The 20,430-nt window shown below is 47.9% G+C and carries 14 protein-coding genes; 12 read left to right on the forward strand and 2 right to left on the reverse strand.

The window, feature by feature from the left end; genetic code table 11:
- Positions 1-8: 8 nt before the first annotated feature.
- The 6 genes from H6G46_RS02270 (at position 9) to sbcC (ending at position 8,975) form a co-directional block, all read left to right on the forward strand.
- Positions 9-2,618 (forward strand): methyl-accepting chemotaxis protein, encoded by a 2,610-nt coding sequence (locus tag H6G46_RS02270; protein ID WP_010871656.1) that lies wholly within the window; start codon positions 9-11, stop codon positions 2,616-2,618.
- A gap of 88 nt (positions 2,619-2,706) precedes the next feature.
- On the forward strand, positions 2,707-3,498 hold the full coding sequence (locus H6G46_RS02275; protein WP_010871657.1) for an MlaE family lipid ABC transporter permease subunit: 792 nt from the start codon (positions 2,707-2,709) through the stop codon (positions 3,496-3,498).
- Between the two features lie 129 nt (positions 3,499-3,627).
- On the forward strand, positions 3,628-3,885 hold the full coding sequence (locus tag H6G46_RS02280; RefSeq protein WP_041425909.1) for a TatA/E family twin arginine-targeting protein translocase: 258 nt from the start codon (positions 3,628-3,630) through the stop codon (positions 3,883-3,885).
- A gap of 443 nt (positions 3,886-4,328) precedes the next feature.
- Positions 4,329-5,723 carry a sensor domain-containing diguanylate cyclase gene (locus H6G46_RS02285; protein ID WP_010871659.1) on the forward strand — a complete coding sequence of 465 codons (1,395 nt, stop codon included), beginning with the start codon at positions 4,329-4,331 and terminating at the stop codon, positions 5,721-5,723.
- A 61-nt stretch (positions 5,724-5,784) separates the two neighbouring features.
- Positions 5,785-5,952 (forward strand): hypothetical protein, encoded by a 168-nt coding sequence (locus H6G46_RS02290; RefSeq protein ID WP_158299069.1) that lies wholly within the window; start codon positions 5,785-5,787, stop codon positions 5,950-5,952.
- 2 nt (positions 5,953-5,954) lie between these two features.
- Positions 5,955-8,975 carry an exonuclease subunit SbcC gene (gene sbcC, locus H6G46_RS02295; protein WP_010871660.1) on the forward strand — a complete coding sequence of 1,007 codons (3,021 nt, stop codon included), beginning with the start codon at positions 5,955-5,957 and terminating at the stop codon, positions 8,973-8,975.
- Positions 8,976-9,056: 81 nt separating this feature from the next.
- On the opposite strand, the gene H6G46_RS02300 is transcribed toward sbcC, so the two are convergent.
- A complete protein-coding gene (locus H6G46_RS02300) occupies positions 9,057-9,845 on the reverse strand; it encodes a pentapeptide repeat-containing protein (RefSeq protein WP_020861451.1) in 789 nt (262 codons plus the stop codon).
- Positions 9,846-9,920: 75 nt separating this feature from the next.
- Between H6G46_RS02300 and rpmF the strand changes: the two genes are divergently transcribed.
- From rpmF to H6G46_RS02325, 5 genes are all read left to right on the forward strand, one after another.
- Positions 9,921-10,094, forward strand: a complete 174-nt coding sequence (gene rpmF, locus H6G46_RS02305) for a 50S ribosomal protein L32 (protein WP_010871662.1) — start codon at positions 9,921-9,923, stop codon at positions 10,092-10,094.
- 98 nt (positions 10,095-10,192) lie between these two features.
- The gene (locus H6G46_RS02310; RefSeq protein ID WP_010871663.1) at positions 10,193-11,626 is read left to right on the forward strand and encodes a dolichyl-phosphate-mannose--protein mannosyltransferase; all 1,434 of its coding nucleotides are present in this window, start codon (positions 10,193-10,195) and stop codon (positions 11,624-11,626) included.
- 195 nt (positions 11,627-11,821) lie between these two features.
- Positions 11,822-12,598 carry an enoyl-ACP reductase FabI gene (gene fabI, locus H6G46_RS02315; protein ID WP_014407072.1) on the forward strand — a complete coding sequence of 259 codons (777 nt, stop codon included), beginning with the start codon at positions 11,822-11,824 and terminating at the stop codon, positions 12,596-12,598.
- Between the two features lie 35 nt (positions 12,599-12,633).
- Positions 12,634-13,146, forward strand: a complete 513-nt coding sequence (locus H6G46_RS02320; protein ID WP_010871665.1) for a tetratricopeptide repeat protein — start codon at positions 12,634-12,636, stop codon at positions 13,144-13,146.
- An 88-nt stretch (positions 13,147-13,234) separates the two neighbouring features.
- Entirely contained in the window at positions 13,235-14,038 is an 804-nt protein-coding gene (locus H6G46_RS02325; protein WP_010871666.1) for a DUF2993 domain-containing protein, read from the forward strand.
- Positions 14,039-14,130: 92 nt separating this feature from the next.
- On the opposite strand, the gene H6G46_RS02330 is transcribed toward H6G46_RS02325, so the two are convergent.
- Positions 14,131-15,906: a calcium-binding protein gene (locus H6G46_RS02330; RefSeq protein ID WP_010871667.1), complete on the reverse strand. Its 1,776-nt coding sequence runs from the start codon at positions 15,904-15,906 to the stop codon at positions 14,131-14,133.
- A 487-nt stretch (positions 15,907-16,393) separates the two neighbouring features.
- Between H6G46_RS02330 and H6G46_RS02335 the strand changes: the two genes are divergently transcribed.
- Complete coding sequence (locus H6G46_RS02335) at positions 16,394-20,389, forward strand: magnesium chelatase subunit H (protein WP_010871668.1); 3,996 nt, start codon at positions 16,394-16,396, stop codon at positions 20,387-20,389.
- Positions 20,390-20,430: the final 41 nt, after the last annotated feature.

Below are 20,430 nucleotides of genomic sequence, written 5' to 3' on the forward strand. Positions count from 1 at the left end.
CCGGCAAAATGGCAACAGAAACCAATTTTTCGCAGCTTTATGGGTTGGCCTACGCCGCCTATGGACAGGGGAATTATCAAGAAGCTTCTTCCCATATTGAACAATTGGCCGCTGATTTTCCCGAAGATCCTAATGTATTGTTGCTCCGGGGGCATATCTATGTCGGCCTGGAACAATACGCCCTAGCCCACCAGGCTTATCAGGGGGTAATTCGGTTTTCCGATCGCCAAGACTTAATTGACTGCGCTAACCAGGCCCTAGGGCAAATCCAAGAAGAGGAACCAAGGGGCAACGGAGCCAAAGATTCCCTTGACCAGGATTGGCAAAGTGACATCGATGCCATTGACAATTCCATGGCCTGGGAAACAGGAGTGTTCACCGAAGAGGATTTCGGCGAGCCCACTTTGGGCCGGGCCCCCAGCCCCACTAATCCGGGCATGGACCATCCCTTTGGCCGCAGCTCTGCTTCCTTTGGTACCAGTGGGGCCAGGAGTTACGAAATTGAAAACCTAGATTGGAGTCCGGAAGCTTTCACCGATGACCTGGACTCCGATGATGAACAGACCATGATGCCCCAAACTGGCGAGTCTACTTTTGTGGTGCCACCGGCCTTTGGTGAAGGGATAGCGGATTTTGCCGATTTAGCGGCGGATGTCTCCTCAGCCGGCATTGGCGGGACAGATGGTGCCGAATATCCCCCATATCAAACTTGGGACGGGGGCGACTGGAGTGAAGCTCTCGGTTTGGATGATCCTGAAGCCTTGGCTCAGGCCCCTACCCCCACCTCTGGCGATTACGGCGCTGGCAATAACCTACCGAGTTTTGATGCGTTTGAGGAAGGGGTGGAGGATGAGTTGTCCGATTTTAACCTGACGGATATTGCCCCAGAGTTGCCCGATTCTTCCCTCTTTAGCCAAGCCACTAATTTGGACATAGGTGCGGTGGGTCGCATCGATGACACCCAGGGCGGTGATACGGTGGTCCATGGAGGTAATGCAGCGCCACCGGGCATGGCCACTTGGTTGAAACCGGATGGGGCCGCCACCGGGGATTTATCCAGCGCCACTAGTCCCTTTAATGACCGGCCCACCAGTGAGGTAGATGCGGGTTTTCTCGGTTGGTTCACCAATGCTTCCCTGTTTAGAAAGCAGATTTACATGGCGATCGCCTCCGGTGTGTTTTCCGGGTTCGCGGTGTTGGTATTGGGAAGCATAGTGGGTTTAGGGGGAACTCCCAAAGACGTACCTGCTCCTTCAGGGGAAACCACCACCGAAGCTCCAGCAGAAGGTGCCCCCGCAGAGGGCCAGGCCCCTTCCCAGACCCCAGAGGAAGAACCGGGCAAACCATCCCTCCTCAACCTCGCCTTCCTCACAGCCATAGCCACGGCGATCGGAGTCTTTCTGATCAATCGATTGCTGATGCAACAGATTAAGAGTATTATCGACGACCTGCAAAATCAGTTTGAATCCATCTATGAGGGCAATTTCAATGTCCGGGCCAAGGTGCGATCGGAGGATGAATTGGGGGCTTTGACCCAACGGTTTAACTATATTTCCCAAGTTATTCTCACGGCCACTAGTGAAGCCCAGGAACGGGCTGCTACCACCGAAAAAGTGCGGGAAAAATTACAGCGCCAAGTAATTCGGCTCCTGGACGATGTAGAGGGAGCTTCCCGGGGAGATTTAACCGTACAAGCGGAAGTAACGGCGGATGAGCTGGGAGCGGTGGCCGATGCCTTTAACCTAACTATCCAAAACCTGCGGGAGATTGTGTTACAAGTTAAAAATGCCGCCAAGCAGGTGAATAACAACTGTAAAGACAGTGAGTCCTTTGCCCGCAATAACTCCAGCGATGCGTTGCGAATGGCGGAGGAATTGGCCGTCACCCTCAACTCTGTTCAGTTAATGACGGAATCCATTGAACGGGTAGCAGAAAACGCCCGGGAAGCGGAGGAAGTGGCCCATACTTCATCTTTAACTGCCCTCAAAGGTGGGGAAGCGGTGGAAAGAACGGTGGGGGGCATTCTGCAAATTCGGGAAACGGTGTCGGAAACTGCCCGCAAGGTAAAACGGTTAGCGGAAGCATCCCAGGAAATTTCCAAAATTGTGGCGGTTATTTCCCAAATTGCCTCCCGGACTAACCTGTTAGCTTTGAACGCCTCCATCCAGGCGGCCCGGGCAGGGGAAGCAGGGCGGGGCTTTGCCATCGTTGCAGACGAGGTGCGACAGTTGGCGGATCGTTCTGCTAAGTCGTTGAAGGAAATTGAGCAAATCGTTTTGCAAATTCAGAGTGAAACCGGCTCCGTAATGACCGCCATGGAAGAAGGTATCCAACAGGTAATCGACGTAACTGACAAGTCGGAACAGTCGAAACGGGCCCTGGAGGATATTATTGAGGTGTCTAATCGGATTAACACTTTGGTGCGTTCCATTACTGCTGATACCGTCAAGCAGCAGGAGAACTCCGGTGCAGTGTCCAACGTCATGCAGTCCATTGAGCTGACGGCCCAGGAAACTTCCCAGGAATCTCAACGGGTAGCAGGATCTTTGCAAACCCTGGTCTCCATTTCCCGCGACCTGTTAACTTCGGTGGAACGGTTCCGGGTGGAAAGTCGCTAGGGTCAGGGCAGTGTATTTCCCCCAGCCTTGGTGTCGAAACATTGGAGTGGGGCCCACATGTCCCAGTCATTAATTATTGCAGTGAAGTATGTCGGATCGAGGCTCTCGCCACTCCCTCAGTCTTTGGTTCCAGCGTTTGGTTGCAGCCTTTTTTTTAACCGGCCAAGTTTTTTTGCACATTTTGCAAGGGCGCATTAATCGGCGCAATACCCTGGAGCAAATGAATATGGTCGGCCCCGAATCCATGGCGATCGCCTTGATTACTGCTGGTTTTGTGGGTATGGTGTTCACCATTCAAGTGGCGAGAGAATTTATTTACTATGGGGCCACCACGACCATTGGGGGAGTTTTATCCCTATCGTTAACTAGGGAATTGGCCCCGGTGCTGACAGCGGTGGTGATCGCCGGGCGGGTGGGGTCCGCCTTTGCGGCGGAAATTGGCACCATGCGGGTAACAGAACAATTGGATGCTCTGTATATGCTCAGGACAGATCCGATTGATTATTTGGTCGTTCCCCGGGTGATCGCCTGTGGATTAATGTTACCGATTTTGACCGGATTGTCTCTGTTTGTGGGCATGGCGGGAGGATTGGTAATTTCCTCCAGTCTTTATGCCATTAATCCAACCATTTTTTTAAACTCTGTGCAAAATTTCACCCAGCTATGGGATGTATTTGCTTGTTTGTTCAAATCTTTGGTATTTGGCGTCATCATCGCCATTATTGGTTGTAGTTGGGGCTTAACCACCACTGGGGGGGCCAAGGGAGTAGGCGAGTCCACCACCACTGCAGTGGTCACGTCCCTATTGGCCATTTTCATCAGCAACTTTTTCCTATCTTGGTTAATGTTTCAGGGGACGGGGGATACCGCCCTAGGCTAGAGGGCTATGGCATTGACCTTGGTTATGGGAGCCATAGCATCTCCGTGGGTTTCTGTGGGGACAAAGCTCTGCTACAGTCGGTTAAACGAATCTTTCTATCCCTCTAATCCCCTAACAGCACCCAATCCCATGAATATTTTCGGCATTGGCTTACCCGAACTAGGTTTAATCTTTGTTATTGCCCTATTGGTGTTTGGCCCTAAAAAATTACCAGAAGTGGGGCGCAGTTTGGGCAAAGCTCTGCGGGGATTCCAGGAAGCTTCCAAGGAATTTGAAACGGAACTGAAACGGGAAGCCCAAAATTTGGAAAAGTCAGTACAAATTAAGGCAGAACTAGAAGAAAGTAAAACCCCAGAGAGTAGCAGTAGCTCAGAAAAGGCCAGCTAACCCCTCCTTGGCGATCGCCAAGGAGGCAAGATTAGTTCATGGTGGGTTCCATTGACTTGATGGTGGTGCCCCTAACCGTCAATGGTTAAATGGTTGACTCCAAAGAATAGGCTATAGTTAATAGGTATGGAAACTGTCATCCCAGTTTTTTTCTACCCTGCTGAATTATTTAAACCCTTTTTTAAACATTTTTATCTTTACTAAGAGCGTGTTTGAAAAGCCCCCCTGGCCCCCCAAATTTGGGGGGAAACTAAGTCAAAGTCCCCCAGCATTGGGGGATTTAGGAGGCAGAATCAGACTTTATAAACAGGTTCTAACTAACGAAAATTTTAAATAAAAATAATACTTGGAGGAGAATAAAAGTTTTTAGTTTTAACCCCAAAAAACATAGCGCATCGGTTACCATCTGCTGATGGATAGATAGCTTGTCACACAAGAGTTCCATGCAAAATCTTTCCCTGCAAAAAGCACTTAAAAAGCCGGAAGTCAAAACTCTACTCCAGCAGTTGGGCGATTCCTTGGGGAAAAACTTTGCTATTTTTGACATCGGAGGTCACTGTCTTTGGGGCAAGGCCCAAGATTCCCAGCCAAAAGTTGATATTTATTGCCACCAAGTATTAATGGGGACCATAACTGGGGAATTTACTGAGCATTCCGCCGAGGCGATCGCCGCTATGCTAAGTTACATTGTGCAAACGGAGTATGAAAAAAAGCAGTTAGCCAAAGATACCCTACAAAAGTATGAAGAAGTAGTTTTTCTTTCACAATTTGCGAATGCTGTTGCCACCTGCACTGGGCTACAGGAGCTAATCGAAGTAATTAGGGCTGAGATTCGTCAAGTTATCAGTGTCGATGAAATATTTTTATATCTTTATGACCAAAGTCAGGATAGCCTAACTCCACTTTTGTATAAAACAGAAGAATCATTACAGAATTTTAAAGCAATTGAAAAAATTGTCGAGCGCGTTTTAAAGCTTAATCAAGTCGAAGTAATTGATGACATTCAAAATGACCAAGATTACCTCAATCAACCCTCTAAAATTCGCTCTTTACTTTGTTATTCTCTGACTGTCCAAAACTCAATTATTGGCGTTCTTGGTCTAGCTCACTACCAAGTCAAGCACTTTGATTCTAGTGACTTAAATCTTTTTTCCACCCTCACCGGCCAAGTAGCGGCAGCAATTCGTACTGCTCAATATTACGAAACCATCAAAAACTATTCCCAAACTCTAGAAATTAGGGTGAAGGAGCGTACCATGGAGTTGGAATTTGCCAAACAACAACTAGAGCAAGTTAACCAACGACTCAAACATTTAGCCATTTATGATGAACTAACCCAAATTCCCAATCGTCGCTATTTTACCAGTTACTTAGAACAGGAATGGCGACAATGTTTGCGGCAAAAATCTCCAATTTCCTTAATCTTATGCGACGTAGATTATTTCAAAAACTATAATGATCTCTATGGTCATCAGATGGGGGATAAATGTCTCCAAAGTGTGGCTAAAGTTATTCAAAATGCATTGAAACGTCCTTCCGATGTGCTCGCTCGCTATGGAGGTGAGGAATTTATTGTGATTTTGCCCTACACCGATCAATCAGGGGCTTACACCGTGGGCCAACGCATCCACCACTGCCTAGCCGAGGCACAGATTTCCCATGCCGATTCCCCTACGAGCCGTTACCTCACCATAAGTTTAGGGATTGGGACCACCGTGCCCCTATTGCATTATCATCCCAGTGATTTAATTAAAATTGCTGACCAGGCCCTCTATGCAGCCAAGGCGGCCGGGCGTAACCAAACGAAGCTGAAAACTTTATCTTTTCAATGTAGTTAGTTAAAATTGTGGGATCAAATATTAATTGGTAAGTTTTGATAATTAATTGACTAATTAGCCCATGAGTCTTGTTTTTTTAGTAGTATTTTTTCTGTTAACCAACGCTATCTTTACTAAGGTGTTGATCAGCTTGCCTGAATACTTGGTTAATCAGGGGGCAATGGTGGGGCGCTTTGCCGTACTAGGGTTAGTTGTTCTTTTGCTTAGTTGGACAATGGGGGATGATTGACTATGGTGCCCCAACAATTAATTTTAAAAAATTTCCTCAGTTATCAGGATGTGAGCCTGAACTTTCGGGGCCTGCATACGGCCTGTATCTGTGGGTCTAACGGTGCGGGTAAATCGTCTTTGTTGGAAGCAATCACTTGGGCAATTTGGGGCAAATGTCGGGCTGAAAGTGAGGATGATGTGCTCCATAACGGCACCGACCAAGTGAGAGTGGATTTTGAATTTATTAGTAATAACCAAACCTATCGAATTATTCGTAGTCGCCAACGGGGGCGCAGTAGTGTAACGGAATTTCAGATCAAAAGCGGTGATCATTTCCGCACCCTTTCCGCCAAAGGACTCAGGGCCACCCAAGAAAAAATCACCAACACCTTAAAGTTAGATTACGAAACTTTTGTCAATTCCGCCTATCTTCGCCAGGGAAGAGCCGATGAATTTATGCTACGTAAACCCAGTGAACGTAAGCAAATTCTGGCAGATTTATTAAAATTGGACCAGTATGAAATGTTGGCAACTAGGGCCAAAGATATTTCCAAAGAAGCCAAGGGTAAAATTAATATTCTCGATGAACGTTTACAAATCTTAGAGCAGGATTTAAATCAACGGCCGGATGTGGTAGCTAATCAAGCCAAACTAGTTGCAGAAATCACAGAAGTGCAAGCCCAACAACAACAGACACAATGGCAGTTACAACAGCTACAAACTAGTCAAAATCAACGTCAACAATGGCAAAAGCAAGCCGGATGGCAACAGCGACAGTGTCAGGAATTGACTACTGAGATTGCCAGGTTAGAAAACCAAAATGAAGAAATTAATCAGCAATGTCAAAAACTAAAATTACTCCTAGAGCAAGAAGCAGTTATTCAAGTTAATTTTCAGCGCTATCAAACCTTACAAAGCCAAGAAACAGAATTAGCTAAAGCTTTTCAGCAATATCAAAATTTGCAACAGCAACGACAGGATTTGGAGCAACAGTTGCAGCGTCAAGAAAATGAATTAGCGAGACAAACAGAGCAGCAGCTTCTGCGTTTGGAACATCTGGATAAGCAATTGGCCGAGTTACAACCTATTTTGGCTCAACAACAGGACATTGAAGCGGACTTAGATAAGTTAAAAATTGCCAAACAAAAACTAAGCCAGCTTGATAACCTTCAACATCAAGTTGCGCCCCTTTTACAACGACGTTCTGCCCTACAAGGGGATTTAGCTAGGGCCAGGGCCCAGTGTCAGGCTCAACTAGAACAACGCCAGGCGATCGCCAAACAATTACAGATAGCCATCGCTGCTATTCCTGAGCAAAGAAGGGCTTTTCAGGCTTTGGATGAGGAAATTTTCCAACTAAAAAATAAACAGGTTTATCTTAAACGAGTGGAAGAAAAAGGCCAGGAAAGGGGTCATTTCAAAGAACGACTCCAGGAAAATCAACGATTGTTTGAAAAACAGTTACGGGAATTAGAACAAAAACTGACCTTATTGGGCATTCCTGGGGCAACTTGTCCCCTATGTGAACAGGGTTTAGATGGCCACTACCACCAACAAGTGATTGAAAAAACTGAGCATCAATGTCAAGAACTACGCAATCAAATTTGGATTCTGAAGGAACAAATTACCCTTGCAGATCAAGAGCTAGCTATTCTCCGTAATGAATATAAAGAAATTGCCGATGGCTTAACTAATTTAGAACAATTGTTGCAACATTATGGACAAATGGAAGCAGAATTAGAAAAAAGTGGAGAAAACCATGAACAATTAGTGGAGTTAAATGAGCAAATTGCTGACTTAGAATTGAGCTTGACCGAAGGAAACTTTGCTGAATCTCTCCAATTAGAATTAGCGGCTCTAGAGCGAGAATTAACTAACTTAGCCTACGACGAACAAACCCATGCTTTGGCCCGCTCTACGGTGGATCAACTAAGAAAAGGGGAAATTCGCCAAGCTAAGTTGAAAGAAGCCCAAAGTAAATATCGACAATTAACAGGCGATCGCCCTGGTTTGGAGCAAAAATTACTGGCATTGCGTTCCCAATTGCAAAGTTTGGGCACCAGTTCTCCCCTCCGCCAACAATGGCAACAGGTGAGTACAGCTATATCCGAACTGAATTACAACAACGAAACCCATCAACAATTATTGGGAGAATTGCGACGTCAACAACCTTGGCAGTTAAAGCATCAGGAGCTAGAACAAGCCCGGCAACAATTACCAATCCTAATACAACGGGGCCAGGAATACCAAGATCTAATTGGCGATCGCCAGCGCGCCCTAGAGGAAAGACAAGGAGAATTGGCCCAGTTAGAAGAACAGATTCGCCAGTATGCAGACCATGGGGAACAAATTAAATTGTTGGAGCAAGAATTAGCACAAAGAAGGCAACAACTGGATAATTTGCTGGCAAAAAAAGGTGGTTTGGAGCAGTTATTAATTCAGATTGATACTTTACAGGGAGAATATGAAGAAACAAAACAGCAATTTGACCAGGCTAAAAAACAATTTCGCATTCATCAAGAATTGGGTAAAGCCTTTGGCAAAGATGGTATTCAGGTAATGATTATTGAAAACATTCTGCCCCAGTTAGAAGCAGAAACCAATTACATTCTGGCAAGATTAACCGGGAATCAACACCATATCCAATTTGTCACCCAAAAGGAGGGTAAAAGTAGCACCAAAAACAAACCAAAAATGATTAATACCCTAGATATTCTCATTGCTGATGCCCAGGGTACCCGTCCCTATGAAACCTATTCTGGTGGAGAAGCTTTTCGGATTAATTTTTCCATTCGTTTAGCCCTAGCTAAATTATTGGCTCAACGGTCTGGCACTGCTTTACAGTTACTAATTATTGATGAAGGTTTTGGTACCCAGGATGCGGACGGTTGCGATCGCCTGGTGGCTGCCATCACTGCCATTGCTTCAGATTTTGCTTGTATTCTCACTGTCACCCACATGCCCCAGTTTAGGGAAGCCTTTCAACAGCGCATTGAAGTGAATAAGACCGAGTTTGGTTCCCAATTGGCCATTGTTAGCTAGATTAAATCGGTATTTTTTCTGTTTATACTTAATTTTATCAGGAAAATTTTTTAAATTTGGAAACGACAGAAAGTATGAAAACTAACTATGCTTAGTGCCATCGGGGAGAATAGTTCCCGTCAACTTAGCGGCCGTTAGTTTGACCATAATTCGATTACCTGCGCCAATTTTGGCTCCCTGTAAATTAGCTCCACTCAGATCCGCCCCACTTAAATCTGCTCCTACCAGATTAGCTTCCTGCAAATTAGCTCCCCGCAGATTAGCTTCCAACAAATTGGCCCGGAAAAGATTAGCCCGAAAAAGATTGGCATTTTCCAAATTAACTTGGTGTAAAAAACTGTCGCTCAAATCTGCATTACTTAGATTGGCAGACACCATTTTCCGTCCTGACAAATCCTTCTCTTTTAAATTAGCCCAACGCAAATCTGCCCCGGTTAAGTCCCGATAGTAGGGTCGATTGTGGTTTTCTTGGTGATGGTGCTGGGAACTGGAACTGTGGTTGTGGTTGGTCTGGTGATGATGGTGATGGGATTGAGGTGGACGATCGCCGGGGGGCGGGTAAGGTGGAGGAGATGTGGCCTTGGGCTTGGATTTGGGTTTAGCTTTGGGAGCTTTGCTGGTCTGGTCCTTTTTAGGAATCTGGGAAGTTTTAGCGCTTAACTCCAGCTCCAATAATTCCTTGAGGCGATCGCGGGCTTGGTTAATTTCTTTGAGTTTCCTGGCCGCTTTGGCCAATAGGCGGGGATTGTCCCTGGGCAGGCGATCGGGGTGCCAAACAAAGGCTAAATCTCGATAGGCTTCATTGATTTCCTCCAGACTAGCCCCTACCTCTAGCCCCAGGATTTCGTAATAGTGGGAAAACTCTTGCATAATCACCGCTGTGCAATGGCCCACCTAAAAGCGTAATATAGAAAGGTTGTCAATTTTTAAGATCCCAGAGAAGTCATGGCAGTTCCCAAGAAGAAAACCTCCAAAGCAAAACGTGATCAACGCCGGGCCCACTGGCGCAGACAAGCTTCCTCCCAAGCGCAAAAGGCTTTGTCCCTCGGCAAATCCATTTTATCTGGCCGTTCTACTTTCCTCTATCCCCCCGCAGAAGAAGAAGGGGAAGAAGAGTAAAGATAAATTGTCAGTTAGCCGAATTTAGCATCAAGGTGAGGGGCGATCGCCAAGGACAAAACGGTTTTGGGAAAAATAATTGAATTGATTGAACTTCAATGCTTAACCAGTTCCCGAAGCTTCGCCTAACTCCCTTCACAACGGGCATTGTTGCTATTTTTCTGTTTTCCCTGGTTATACGATTTTGGAACCTGGGACAATTTAACCAATTAGTTTTCGATGAAGTTTACTACGCCAAATTTGCCAGTGACTATTGGTTAGGCAACGATTTTTTTCCCTCCCATCCGCCCCTGAGCCATTACCTAATTGCATTGGCCATGGGGTTGGGGCAGGTTTTTCCCGTTAATCCAGAACAAGTCAACGATCTGACGGGGGCTGTACGTTCCACCTGGAGTTACCGCTGGCTCAATGCCCTCACCGGGGCCACCATTCCCCTGCTCCTAGGGGCGATCGCCTACCTTTTAACCCAACGGCGACTGGTAACCCTGCTGACCATGGGCCTAGTGGCCTTGGATGGTCTGTTTTTGGTGGAATCCCGCTATGCATTGAATAACATTTATCTAGTTTTTTTTGGGCTCCTGGGACAAGCCTTGGTTTTGTGGCATCTACGCCAAGAGAAACTTTGGCAATTAATTCTAGGGGGCATTAGTTTAGCCTGCGCCGGAAGCGTCAAATGGAACGGTTTTGCTTTTTTATTGGGTGTTTATCTCCTCTGGGCGATCGCCTGGGTTAAACCTTTCTTCAACCAGGGTTGGACAAAGGGGGAAAGACAAGCAAATTCACTGCAACTATTGGATAGGGATGGAGAGAATAATCAAGGTTTTCTCTCCCGCTGGTTGATTATTTCCCCGCTGAAATTTGCGATCTGGTTGGTGCTAGTACCCGTTATTACCTACAGCGTCATTTGGATTCCCCATTTGTTAATGAATGGAGAATATGCCTCCCTAGAAGGTTTTTGGCGCATTCAACGGGAAACTTGGCAGTACCATCGTCGGGTGGGAAATAGCCCTGACATTCACCCCTATTGTTCCCCTTGGTATAGCTGGCTGTTGATGGCAAGACCGATCGCCTATTTTTACCAAAAATCCGGCCAGTTTGGCTTAATTAATGATGTCCACGCCATGGCTAACCCAATTTTGCTCTGGTTTTCCACCGGGGCCATGGCATTACTAACAGGCACTGTTATTTGGCAAAAAATACGTCAATTTTCCTCCCAGACCATCAATGCACCTTTGCGGGGGATAACCCTTTATATTGAGGTCAATTACGCCGTCAATCTACTGCCTTGGTTGGGCATTAGTCGTTGCACTTTTTTTTACCACTACCTACCCGCCTACGCCTTTAGTATTTTAGCCCTCGCTTTAATCCTAGAAACTTTACTGGACAGTCCCCGGCACAGTCATAACGTCATTGCTTGGGCAGTTTTAACCCTAGTGGCGATAGCCTTTTGGTATTGGTTGCCTGTTTTCTTGGGATTACCATTGACTCCTAGGGGCTTTGCCCTGCGGATGCTATTTCCCAGTTGGATTTGAAGCAAAGACAATCCTTCCAAATAAAATCGGCACGGTCTCAGATTCAGGCCGAAATGGATTGACTGGGACAGTTGGCTTCACCCCGATGGCTTCTTGGAAGTACGGACTGGGGGGTATATTGAAAAGTTGGGGTTGATGGCTCCCCAGACTAATTTTTCAGCAACTACCATTTTGAGCACTCCCAGGGAAAATTCTATGTTAGATCTCAGCGGCAAGCACGCCTTTGTTACCGGCATCGCCAATAATCGCTCCATTGCCTGGGGCATTGCCCAACAACTACACCAGGCCGGGGCTGAAATTGGCGTTAGTTATCTTCCAGATGAGAAAGGCAGATTTGAAAAGAAAGTGCGGGAGTTGACCGAGCCTTTGCATCCTACCCTCGTCTTGCCGGGGGACGTACAGGACGATGCCCAGGTGGATGCCCTGTTCCATAGCGTTAAGGAAAAATGGGGCAAACTCGATATTTTGATCCATTGCTTAGCCTTTGCCGACAAGTCCGGTTTGACGGGGAATTATACCGATATTCCCAAGGAAGCCTTTAGTCAAGCAATGGAAATTAGCACCTATTCCCTGGGGCGTTTGGCTCGGGGGGCAAAACCCTTGATGACCAATGGCGGTAGCATCATTACCCTGACTTACTTTGGCGGCGTGAAGGTTATTCCCAACTACAACCTGATGGGGGTGGCGAAGGCCGGTCTGGAAATGACTGTGCGTTATCTGGCCGCAGAATTGGGGCCCCAAAATATTCGTGTTAATGGTATTTCCGCTGGCCCCATCCGGACCCTGGCTTCTTCGGCGGTGGGGGGCATTTTGGATATGATTCACCATGTGGAAGAGGTGGCACCACTAAAGCGTACCGTCACCCAAACGGAAGTGGGGAATACAGCGGCTTTCCTGGCCAGTGACCTTTCCAGTGGCATTACCGGACAAATTATCTACGTCGATTCTGGCTATGAAATTATGGGTATGTAATGGTGAAGATTAAACGAGAAAAATAGTTCTTTGCCATGGGATCCGAGTATCAAGGCCAATTTGAGCAAAAATTTGAGGAAGGAAAGGCCGCTTTCGACCGGGGACGTTACCGCCAAAGTATTAGTCTTTTTGAGGAAGCGGTGAAGCTTTCGGCTGGGGCATCCCGTCGGGGCGGCGAAGCTCAGTTGTGGTTGGCCATGGCCCACCAAGCCAGCGGAGATCTGCCCACTGCCAAACAAATTTGCCGTAAATTGGTGCGCCATCCCCATCCTGAGTGCCGCAAGCAGGGGCAACAGGTGCTGGAAATTTTGCAAGCCCCCCAATTAACCAGGCCCAAGGAATGGTTGACTCCGATCCCGGATTTAACCGACCAGGAAAATACCAAACCCACTACTCCCCGCATGGCCCGTCGCCGTCGTCGTCTGCCGGAGCCTACCCCCATTCAGTTTGAAGATACCCGGAAAATGAATACCAAGGACAATGGTTTCATCTTTGCGGCGATCGCCTTTTTGGCAGTGTTGCTGGGGTTTACCTATTGGTTAAGTTAATAAAGTCGCCGGTGGTGGTTGCCATTTGTTACTAGTTTGCTAAAAAGCCAGTAAACTAGGCGAGAAATAATCATCCCCCACGATTGCTATGGAATGGTTCGCCATTGCCCTGTCTACTTTTCTCACTTTCCTGGCCCCAGTTAACTTCATTAGTGATCAGGTCATAGCCAATCAAATTCGCCAGCGGGTCCATGGGGTGGAAGACCTATCGGTGCGGGTGGACAATGCCCCCAACTACCAACTAATCCAGGGCAAAATCCAACGGGTACGCCTGGCCAGTCGGGGTTTGGAAATTGTGCCCAGTCTACGGATTCAACAGGTGCAATTGGAAACCGATCCCATCGACGTGGATTTGCAAGCTCTGCGGGAAAATCGCAACCTACCGGGATTGAGGCAAGCTCTACGGCAACCATTGCAAGGGGCGGCGGAACTGGTGCTCACGGAAGCTGATGTCAATAAGGCTTTGCAAAATGCCACTGTTAAAGAGCGGTTACAAAAACAAATTGACCAACGGGTGCCGGCTGATGTACCCCGCTTTCAACTGCTCAGCGCCCAGGTGGATTTCCTCCCAGACGATCGCCTAGGCATTAATTTAGAACTGGGGCAACAGTTGGAACCCAATGCTGAACTAGAAAAATTAGTCATTACCATCGAAACTGGCATCTCGATCCAAAACGGCGATCGCCTAACCCTGGTGGACCCCAGTGCCATTCTTAACGGCCGCCGCATTAATACCAATATTCTCAACAGCATCATTGGTAGTTTTAGTGATAATCTCAGCCTGAAAAGATTGGAAAATCGGGGCATCACCGCCAGAATTTTACGGTACGACATCACCGCTGATGAGTTCAGTTTCAGCGCCTTTGGCAGTATTGCTCCAGCAAAAGAATAAAAAAATGCCCCCAATACAGTGGATTAGGGGCAAAGATGGTTTACTTTGTGCATTACTGGTCTAATTCATTCCTGATCGAAGACTAATTGGGCCTAGGCGGTCGGAGTCGTAAAATCGTTAATTGTCAATTTACCACCAGTGTAGTTTTGGAGTTCGATAAAGGCATCGGTGTTGGGATTGAAGCCAAACGAGCCATTATTGATAGCCACAAAGGTGCGTGCCCCTGATCCACTGCCTACTGTGATTTGAGCAGCGTCGTATTGCCCCAGGGTTGCCAAACCAAGCACTGTTGCTCCTAGTCCAAGGATGCTGTTAACGCTCAGATGGCGAACCGCAGGAGAGAAGAAACCGTTGTTGGTGGGGGCAGATTGAACCAAGAACTTATCTTCACCACGAGTGAAATCGGTAATCACGTCAACCTTGGACAAATTAACGTTGAACCAGGAGAGGCCGAGCTGGGAATCCTTAAGATTGGTGTAGTCAAATAGGTCATTACCCATACCACCAGTCAAAATATCCTTATCGGCACCACCGATAATCAGATCATTGCCAGCACGGCCATTCAAAGTGTCATTGCCGTGACCGCCCATCAAAGTGTCATTTTTTTGGAAGCCAACTATGCTGTCATCGCCTTTACCGCCATCAAGAATGTTCTCTTGATCATCACCAATAATGATGTCATTCCCAATGGTACCGATAACGTTGTCAAAGTTGACCACCTTGACCAAACTTTGAGGAGAGCTTGCACCAGAAATCAAGATACTTTGCATGCCTAGGTCTACGTTGATAGTAATGCCTAGATCCGCACCAGAAAAGTCAATGGTGTTATTGTCCACACTGCCATCGGCGATGACTTCTTCGATGTTGAGGAGCGTATCTATGCCCAGGGATCCTAGAGGGCCTTTCTCAACGGTTAAAGTTAGATCACCAGCCCCTTTCAAGGTGATAGAACGAGGAAGAACAACCGGATCCTGTACAGTTCCATAATCCGCAGTATCAGTATCTGCACCACCGGGATCGGTACCACCGTCCAGGACGTCATTGCCGTCGCCACCATATAAAGTGTCATTTCCTAGGTCGCCGAATACGCTGTCATTTCCTAGATCACCGTATAAGCTGTCATTGTCTTGTCCACCCCTGACAATATCATTGCCTTGTCCACCCCTGACGGTATCATCGCCAACATTACCGTTCAGGGAATCCTCGCCCATATTACCGTTCAGTAAGTCATTTCCCTCACCTCCGGATATGGTGTCATTTCCCCCCAGACCACGTATGGTGTCATTTCCTCCTAGACCAGATAGGACGTTGTTTTCACCGTTACCGTCGATGATGTTGTCTAGGTCATTACCCTCACCTATGATGGCAGTCCCCGTCAGGGTTAGATTTTCAATGAAGGTGGGTGTTAACTCGGGCCTCGTCAGTGGCTCACTCAGAAACAAATATGCTGCATACTTAGTTGCACCTAGCGTGGCCAAAGCCGCTCCATTGTTTACCAACCCATTGATGGCAGGCAAGTAGAACGGCCCAGTATTTAGAGAATAATCCACAGACGATATAACGGAGTCCATGCCACCACCAGCACTCGCCTCACCGACCTTGTCGCCCGTATTATCAACGTAGTAAGTGTCGTCACCTGAACCGCCGAACATAATATCAGCGCCTGTGCCACCATCCAGGATGTCATCCCCTCCTAACCCGACAAGAATATCATTTCCTGCTTTGCCGTTGATGACATCATCTATATCACTATCGACAAACGGAGGAGACAATGATAAGTCAATCGATCCAATCAAGGCTGGCCTGAAATCAAAAAGACCGGCGAATGTATTGTTGTCGTTGCCATTCGTTCCGTTAATGAGAGCCATAGTACTTAACCTCTAGTAGTGAAATAAACTGTAGAGCAGAAAAAAATATAGTGCTCGATCGCCGAGCATTGTGTAGTTTAGGATTGCGGCGGGTGACTGAGTCTAGGTTGGGACGAAAGCCTCAAGTCAAGGGATATTTAGTATTTTCCAGATGAACCAGTAGAGTTTGACATCCACTTTCGGTGTTCATACTTAAATCCTACACTGGGTTGATTGATTTAAGTGCTAAGAAATGCTTAAGACTTTCAATTTTATGTTAATTTTTATGTTCTTTAAGTTGAGCTTTGTAAACTTAGGTTTTTTATTCACCGATCAGCTCGCCAAAAATTGTGCGGTGCAAAGATGGATTTCCCGGCGATCGCCACTGTTTAATTTCAGGTTCAAAGCCAGGAATGCCCCCACTGCCTCGAATTTTCTGCTAGAAATACCTAGGGGCCTGTTGCAAAAATCCCTTTAAAATCGAACCCTTTAGGAGAACACCACTTATATGTTTACTAACGTCAAGTCCACCATCCGCCGTGTTGATCCCGAAGCGTTGAATGGACGCCAGCTACTCAAGGTGGTTTATGTGGTCTTGGAATCCCAGTATCAGAGCGCTTTGTCGGCGGCCGTTAGAAACATTAACCGTACCAACTCCAGCCTGGCCATTCAGTTAACGGGCTATTTGATCGAGGAGTTGCGGGACCCGGAAAATTACGCCAACTTTAAACATGACGTCAGCGAAGCTAATCTCTTCATTGCTTCCCTGATTTTTATTGAAGATCTGGCCGATAAGGTGGTGGAAGCGGTAACTCCCTATCGGGACAATTTGGATGCGGCGATCGTGTTCCCCTCCATGCCCCAGGTGATGCGCCTGAACAAAATGGGTTCCTTTTCCATGGCGCAATTGGGCCAGTCCAAAAGTGCGATCGCCCAGTTCATGAAAAAGCGCAAGGAAAACAGCAGTGGTGCTGGCTTCCAGGATGCGATGTTGAAACTGTTGCGGACCCTGCCCACGGTGTTGAAATATTTGCCGGTGGAAAAGGCCCAGGATGCCCGTAATTTTATGCTCAGCTTCCAGTATTGGTTGGGAGGCTCCCAGGAGAACTTGGAAAACTTCCTGCTGATGCTGACCGACAAGTATGTTTATCCTGATTTGGGCTTGGATAAACTGGTCAACTACCAGGAGCCAGTGGTCTATCCCGATATGGGCATTTGGCATCCCCTGTCCATGCAGATGTTTGAAAACGTGAAGGATTACCTGGAGTGGTATAACCAACGTCCCGACATCAGCGAAGATCTCAAAGATCCTTTAGCCCCCTGCATTGGTCTGATTATGCAACGCACCCACCTCGTCACCGGGGATGATGCCCATTACGTTGGCATGGTGCAGGAATTGGAAGCCATGGGGGCCCGAGTGATCTGCGTGTTCTCCGGCGGTTTAGATTTCTCCAAGCCTGTCAACGAATATTTCTGGGATAAATCCGTTAACGGTGTGGAACCCCTGCCCATTGTGGATGCGGTGGTTTCGTTAACTGGTTTTGCTCTGGTGGGTGGCCCCGCTCGTCAAGATCATCCCCGTGCCATTGAATCCCTGAAAAAGCTCAACCGTCCCTATATGTGCGCCCTGCCCCTGGTGTTCCAAACCACAGAGGAGTGGGAAGCCAGCGATTTAGGTTTACACCCCATCCAAGTGGCGTTACAAATTGCCATTCCTGAACTGGACGGGGCGATCGAACCGATTATTCTTTCCGGTCGGGATGGTTCCACCGGTCGGGCCATTGCTCTCCAAGACCGCCTAGAGGCGATCGCCCAGCGGGCCATGAAGTGGGCTAATTTACGCAAAAAACCTAAGCTGGATAAAAAAGTTGCCATTACCGTATTCAGTTTCCCCCCCGATAAAGGCAATGTGGGCACAGCGGCCTATCTGGACGTGTTTGGCTCCATCTATGAAGTGATGAAAGGCCTCCAGGGCAACGGCTACGATGTGCAAGATTTACCCGGTTCCGCCAAGGAATTAATGGAAGCGGTCATCCACGATGCCCAAGCCCAATACAACAGCCCAGAATTAAACATCGCCCATCGCATGTCGGTGGAGCAGTATGAACGCCTGACCCCCTACTCGGTGCGGTTGGAGGAAAATTGGGGCAAACCCCCCGGACATCTGAACAGCGACGGGCAAAATTTACTGATCTACGGTAAGGAATTCGGTAACGTCTTCATCGGTGTACAACCCACCTTTGGTTACGAAGGGGACCCCATGCGCTTGCTATTCTCCCGTTCCGCCAGTCCCCATCACGGTTTTGCCGCTTACTACACCTATTTGAACCACATTTGGAAAGCCGATGCGGTATTACATTTCGGCACCCACGGTTCTTTGGAATTTATGCCCGGTAAACAGATGGGCATGTCCGGGGAATGCTATCCCGATAATTTGATTGGCACCATTCCCAACTTGTACTACTACGCCGCCAACAATCCTTCTGAAGCTACCATCGCCAAACGGCGGGGTTATGCGTCCACCATTTCCTACTTGACCCCTCCCGCAGAAAATGCCGGTTTATACAAAGGTTTGCAGGAGTTAAACGAGCTAATTGGCTCCTACCAAACCCTGAAGGATTCCGGCCGGGGCATCCAGATTGTTAATACCATCATGGACCAGGCCCGCATCTGTAACCTTGACCAAGATGTCAATTTGCCCGACATCAACGCCGAGGAAATGGATCAAGGTCAGCGGGATACCATTGTCGGTTCCGTTTACCGCAAGCTGATGGAAATTGAGTCTAGGCTCCTGCCCTGTGGTCTCCATGTCATTGGCCAGCCCCCAAGCGCCGAAGAGGCGATCGCCACCCTGGTAAACATTGCCAGTTTGGACCGGGAAGATGAAGGCATTTGGGCTTTGCCTACCCTGATTGCGGAAAGCATCGGGCGCAATATGGAGGAAATTTACCGCAACAGTGACAAGGGGATTTTGGCCGACGTGGAATTGTTGCAAGACATTACCCTAGCTACCAGGGCTGCTGTGGCCGCTCTGGTACAGGAACAAATTAATGCCGACGGTCGAGTTTCCTTTGTTTCCAAGCTGAACTTCTTCAAAATTGGCAAAAAAGCTCCCTGGGTCAAATCCCTCTGCGATTCCGGCTACCCCAACGTCAATGAAGAAAAACTCAAACCCCTGTTTGAATACCTGGAATTCTGTTTGGAACAGGTTTGTGCCGACAACGAATTTGGTGGCCTACTCCAAGCCCTGGAAGGGGAATACGTCCTGCCCGGCCCTGGTGGCGACCCCATCCGTAACCCCAATGTGTTGCCCACAGGAAAAAATATCCACGCCCTCGATCCCCAATCCATCCCCACCCTGGCCGCTGTCCAATCCGCCAAAGTAGTGGTCGATCGCCTGTTGGAACGGCAACGCGCCGAAAATGGTGGTAATTATCCCGAAACCATTGCTTCTGTGCTCTGGGGTACGGATAACATCAAAACCTACGGCGAATCCCTGGCCCAAATTATGTGGATGGTGGGAGCCAAACCCGTCCCCGATGCCCTCGGTCGGGTAAATAAAATCGAACTGGTGCCCCTGGAAGAACTGGGTCGCCCCCGCATTGACGTGGTGGTGAATTGTTCCGGGGTATTCCGGGATCTGTTTATTAACCAAATGAACCTGTTGGATCAAGCGGTGAAACTAGCCGCCGAAGCCGATGAACCCCTGGAAATGAACTTCGTTCGTAAGCACGCCCTGGAACAGGCAGAAGAGATGGGCATTGGCGTAAGGGAAGCGGCCACCCGGATTTTCTCCAACGCCTCCGGTTCCTATTCTTCCAACGTCAACTTAGCGGTAGAAAACAGCAGTTGGGAAGATGAGTCGGAATTGCAGGAAATGTACCTCAAACGCAAGTCCTTCGCTTTCAACTCCGATAACCCCGGCATGATGGACCAAAATCGGGATATGTTCGAGCGGGCTTTGAAAACCGCCGATGCCACATTCCAGAACTTGGATTCCTCGGAAATTAGCCTCACCGACGTATCCCACTACTTCGACTCCGACCCCACCAAGTTAATTTCCACCCTGCGGGATGACGGCAAAGCCCCCGCCGCTTACATTGCCGACACCACCACCGCCAACGCTCAGGTACGTACCCTATCGGAAACGGTGCGCCTTGATGCCCGCACGAAATTGCTCAATCCCAAATGGTACGAAGGGATGCTTTCCCATGGCTACGAAGGGGTGCGGGAACTATCCAAACGGTTAGTCAATACCATGGGCTGGAGTGCCACTGCCGGCGCAGTGGATAACTGGGTTTATGAGGATGCCAACAGCACCTTCATCAAAGATGAGGAAATGTGCAAACGGTTAATGGACTTAAACCCCAACTCTTTCCGCCGCATGGTCAGCACTTTGTTGGAAGTCAATGGCCGCGGCTATTGGGAGACTTCTGATGAAAACTTGGAACGGCTACAGGAACTTTATCAAGAAGTGGAAGACCGCATTGAAGGGGTTGAATAACTTCTAAAATCCTGAACTAAGATATAGGGGTGGGCTAGGCT

The sequence above is a fragment of the Synechocystis sp. FACHB-908 genome (genome assembly GCF_014698595.1).
In the GTDB taxonomy this organism is placed as follows: domain Bacteria; phylum Cyanobacteriota; class Cyanobacteriia; order Cyanobacteriales; family Microcystaceae; genus Synechocystis.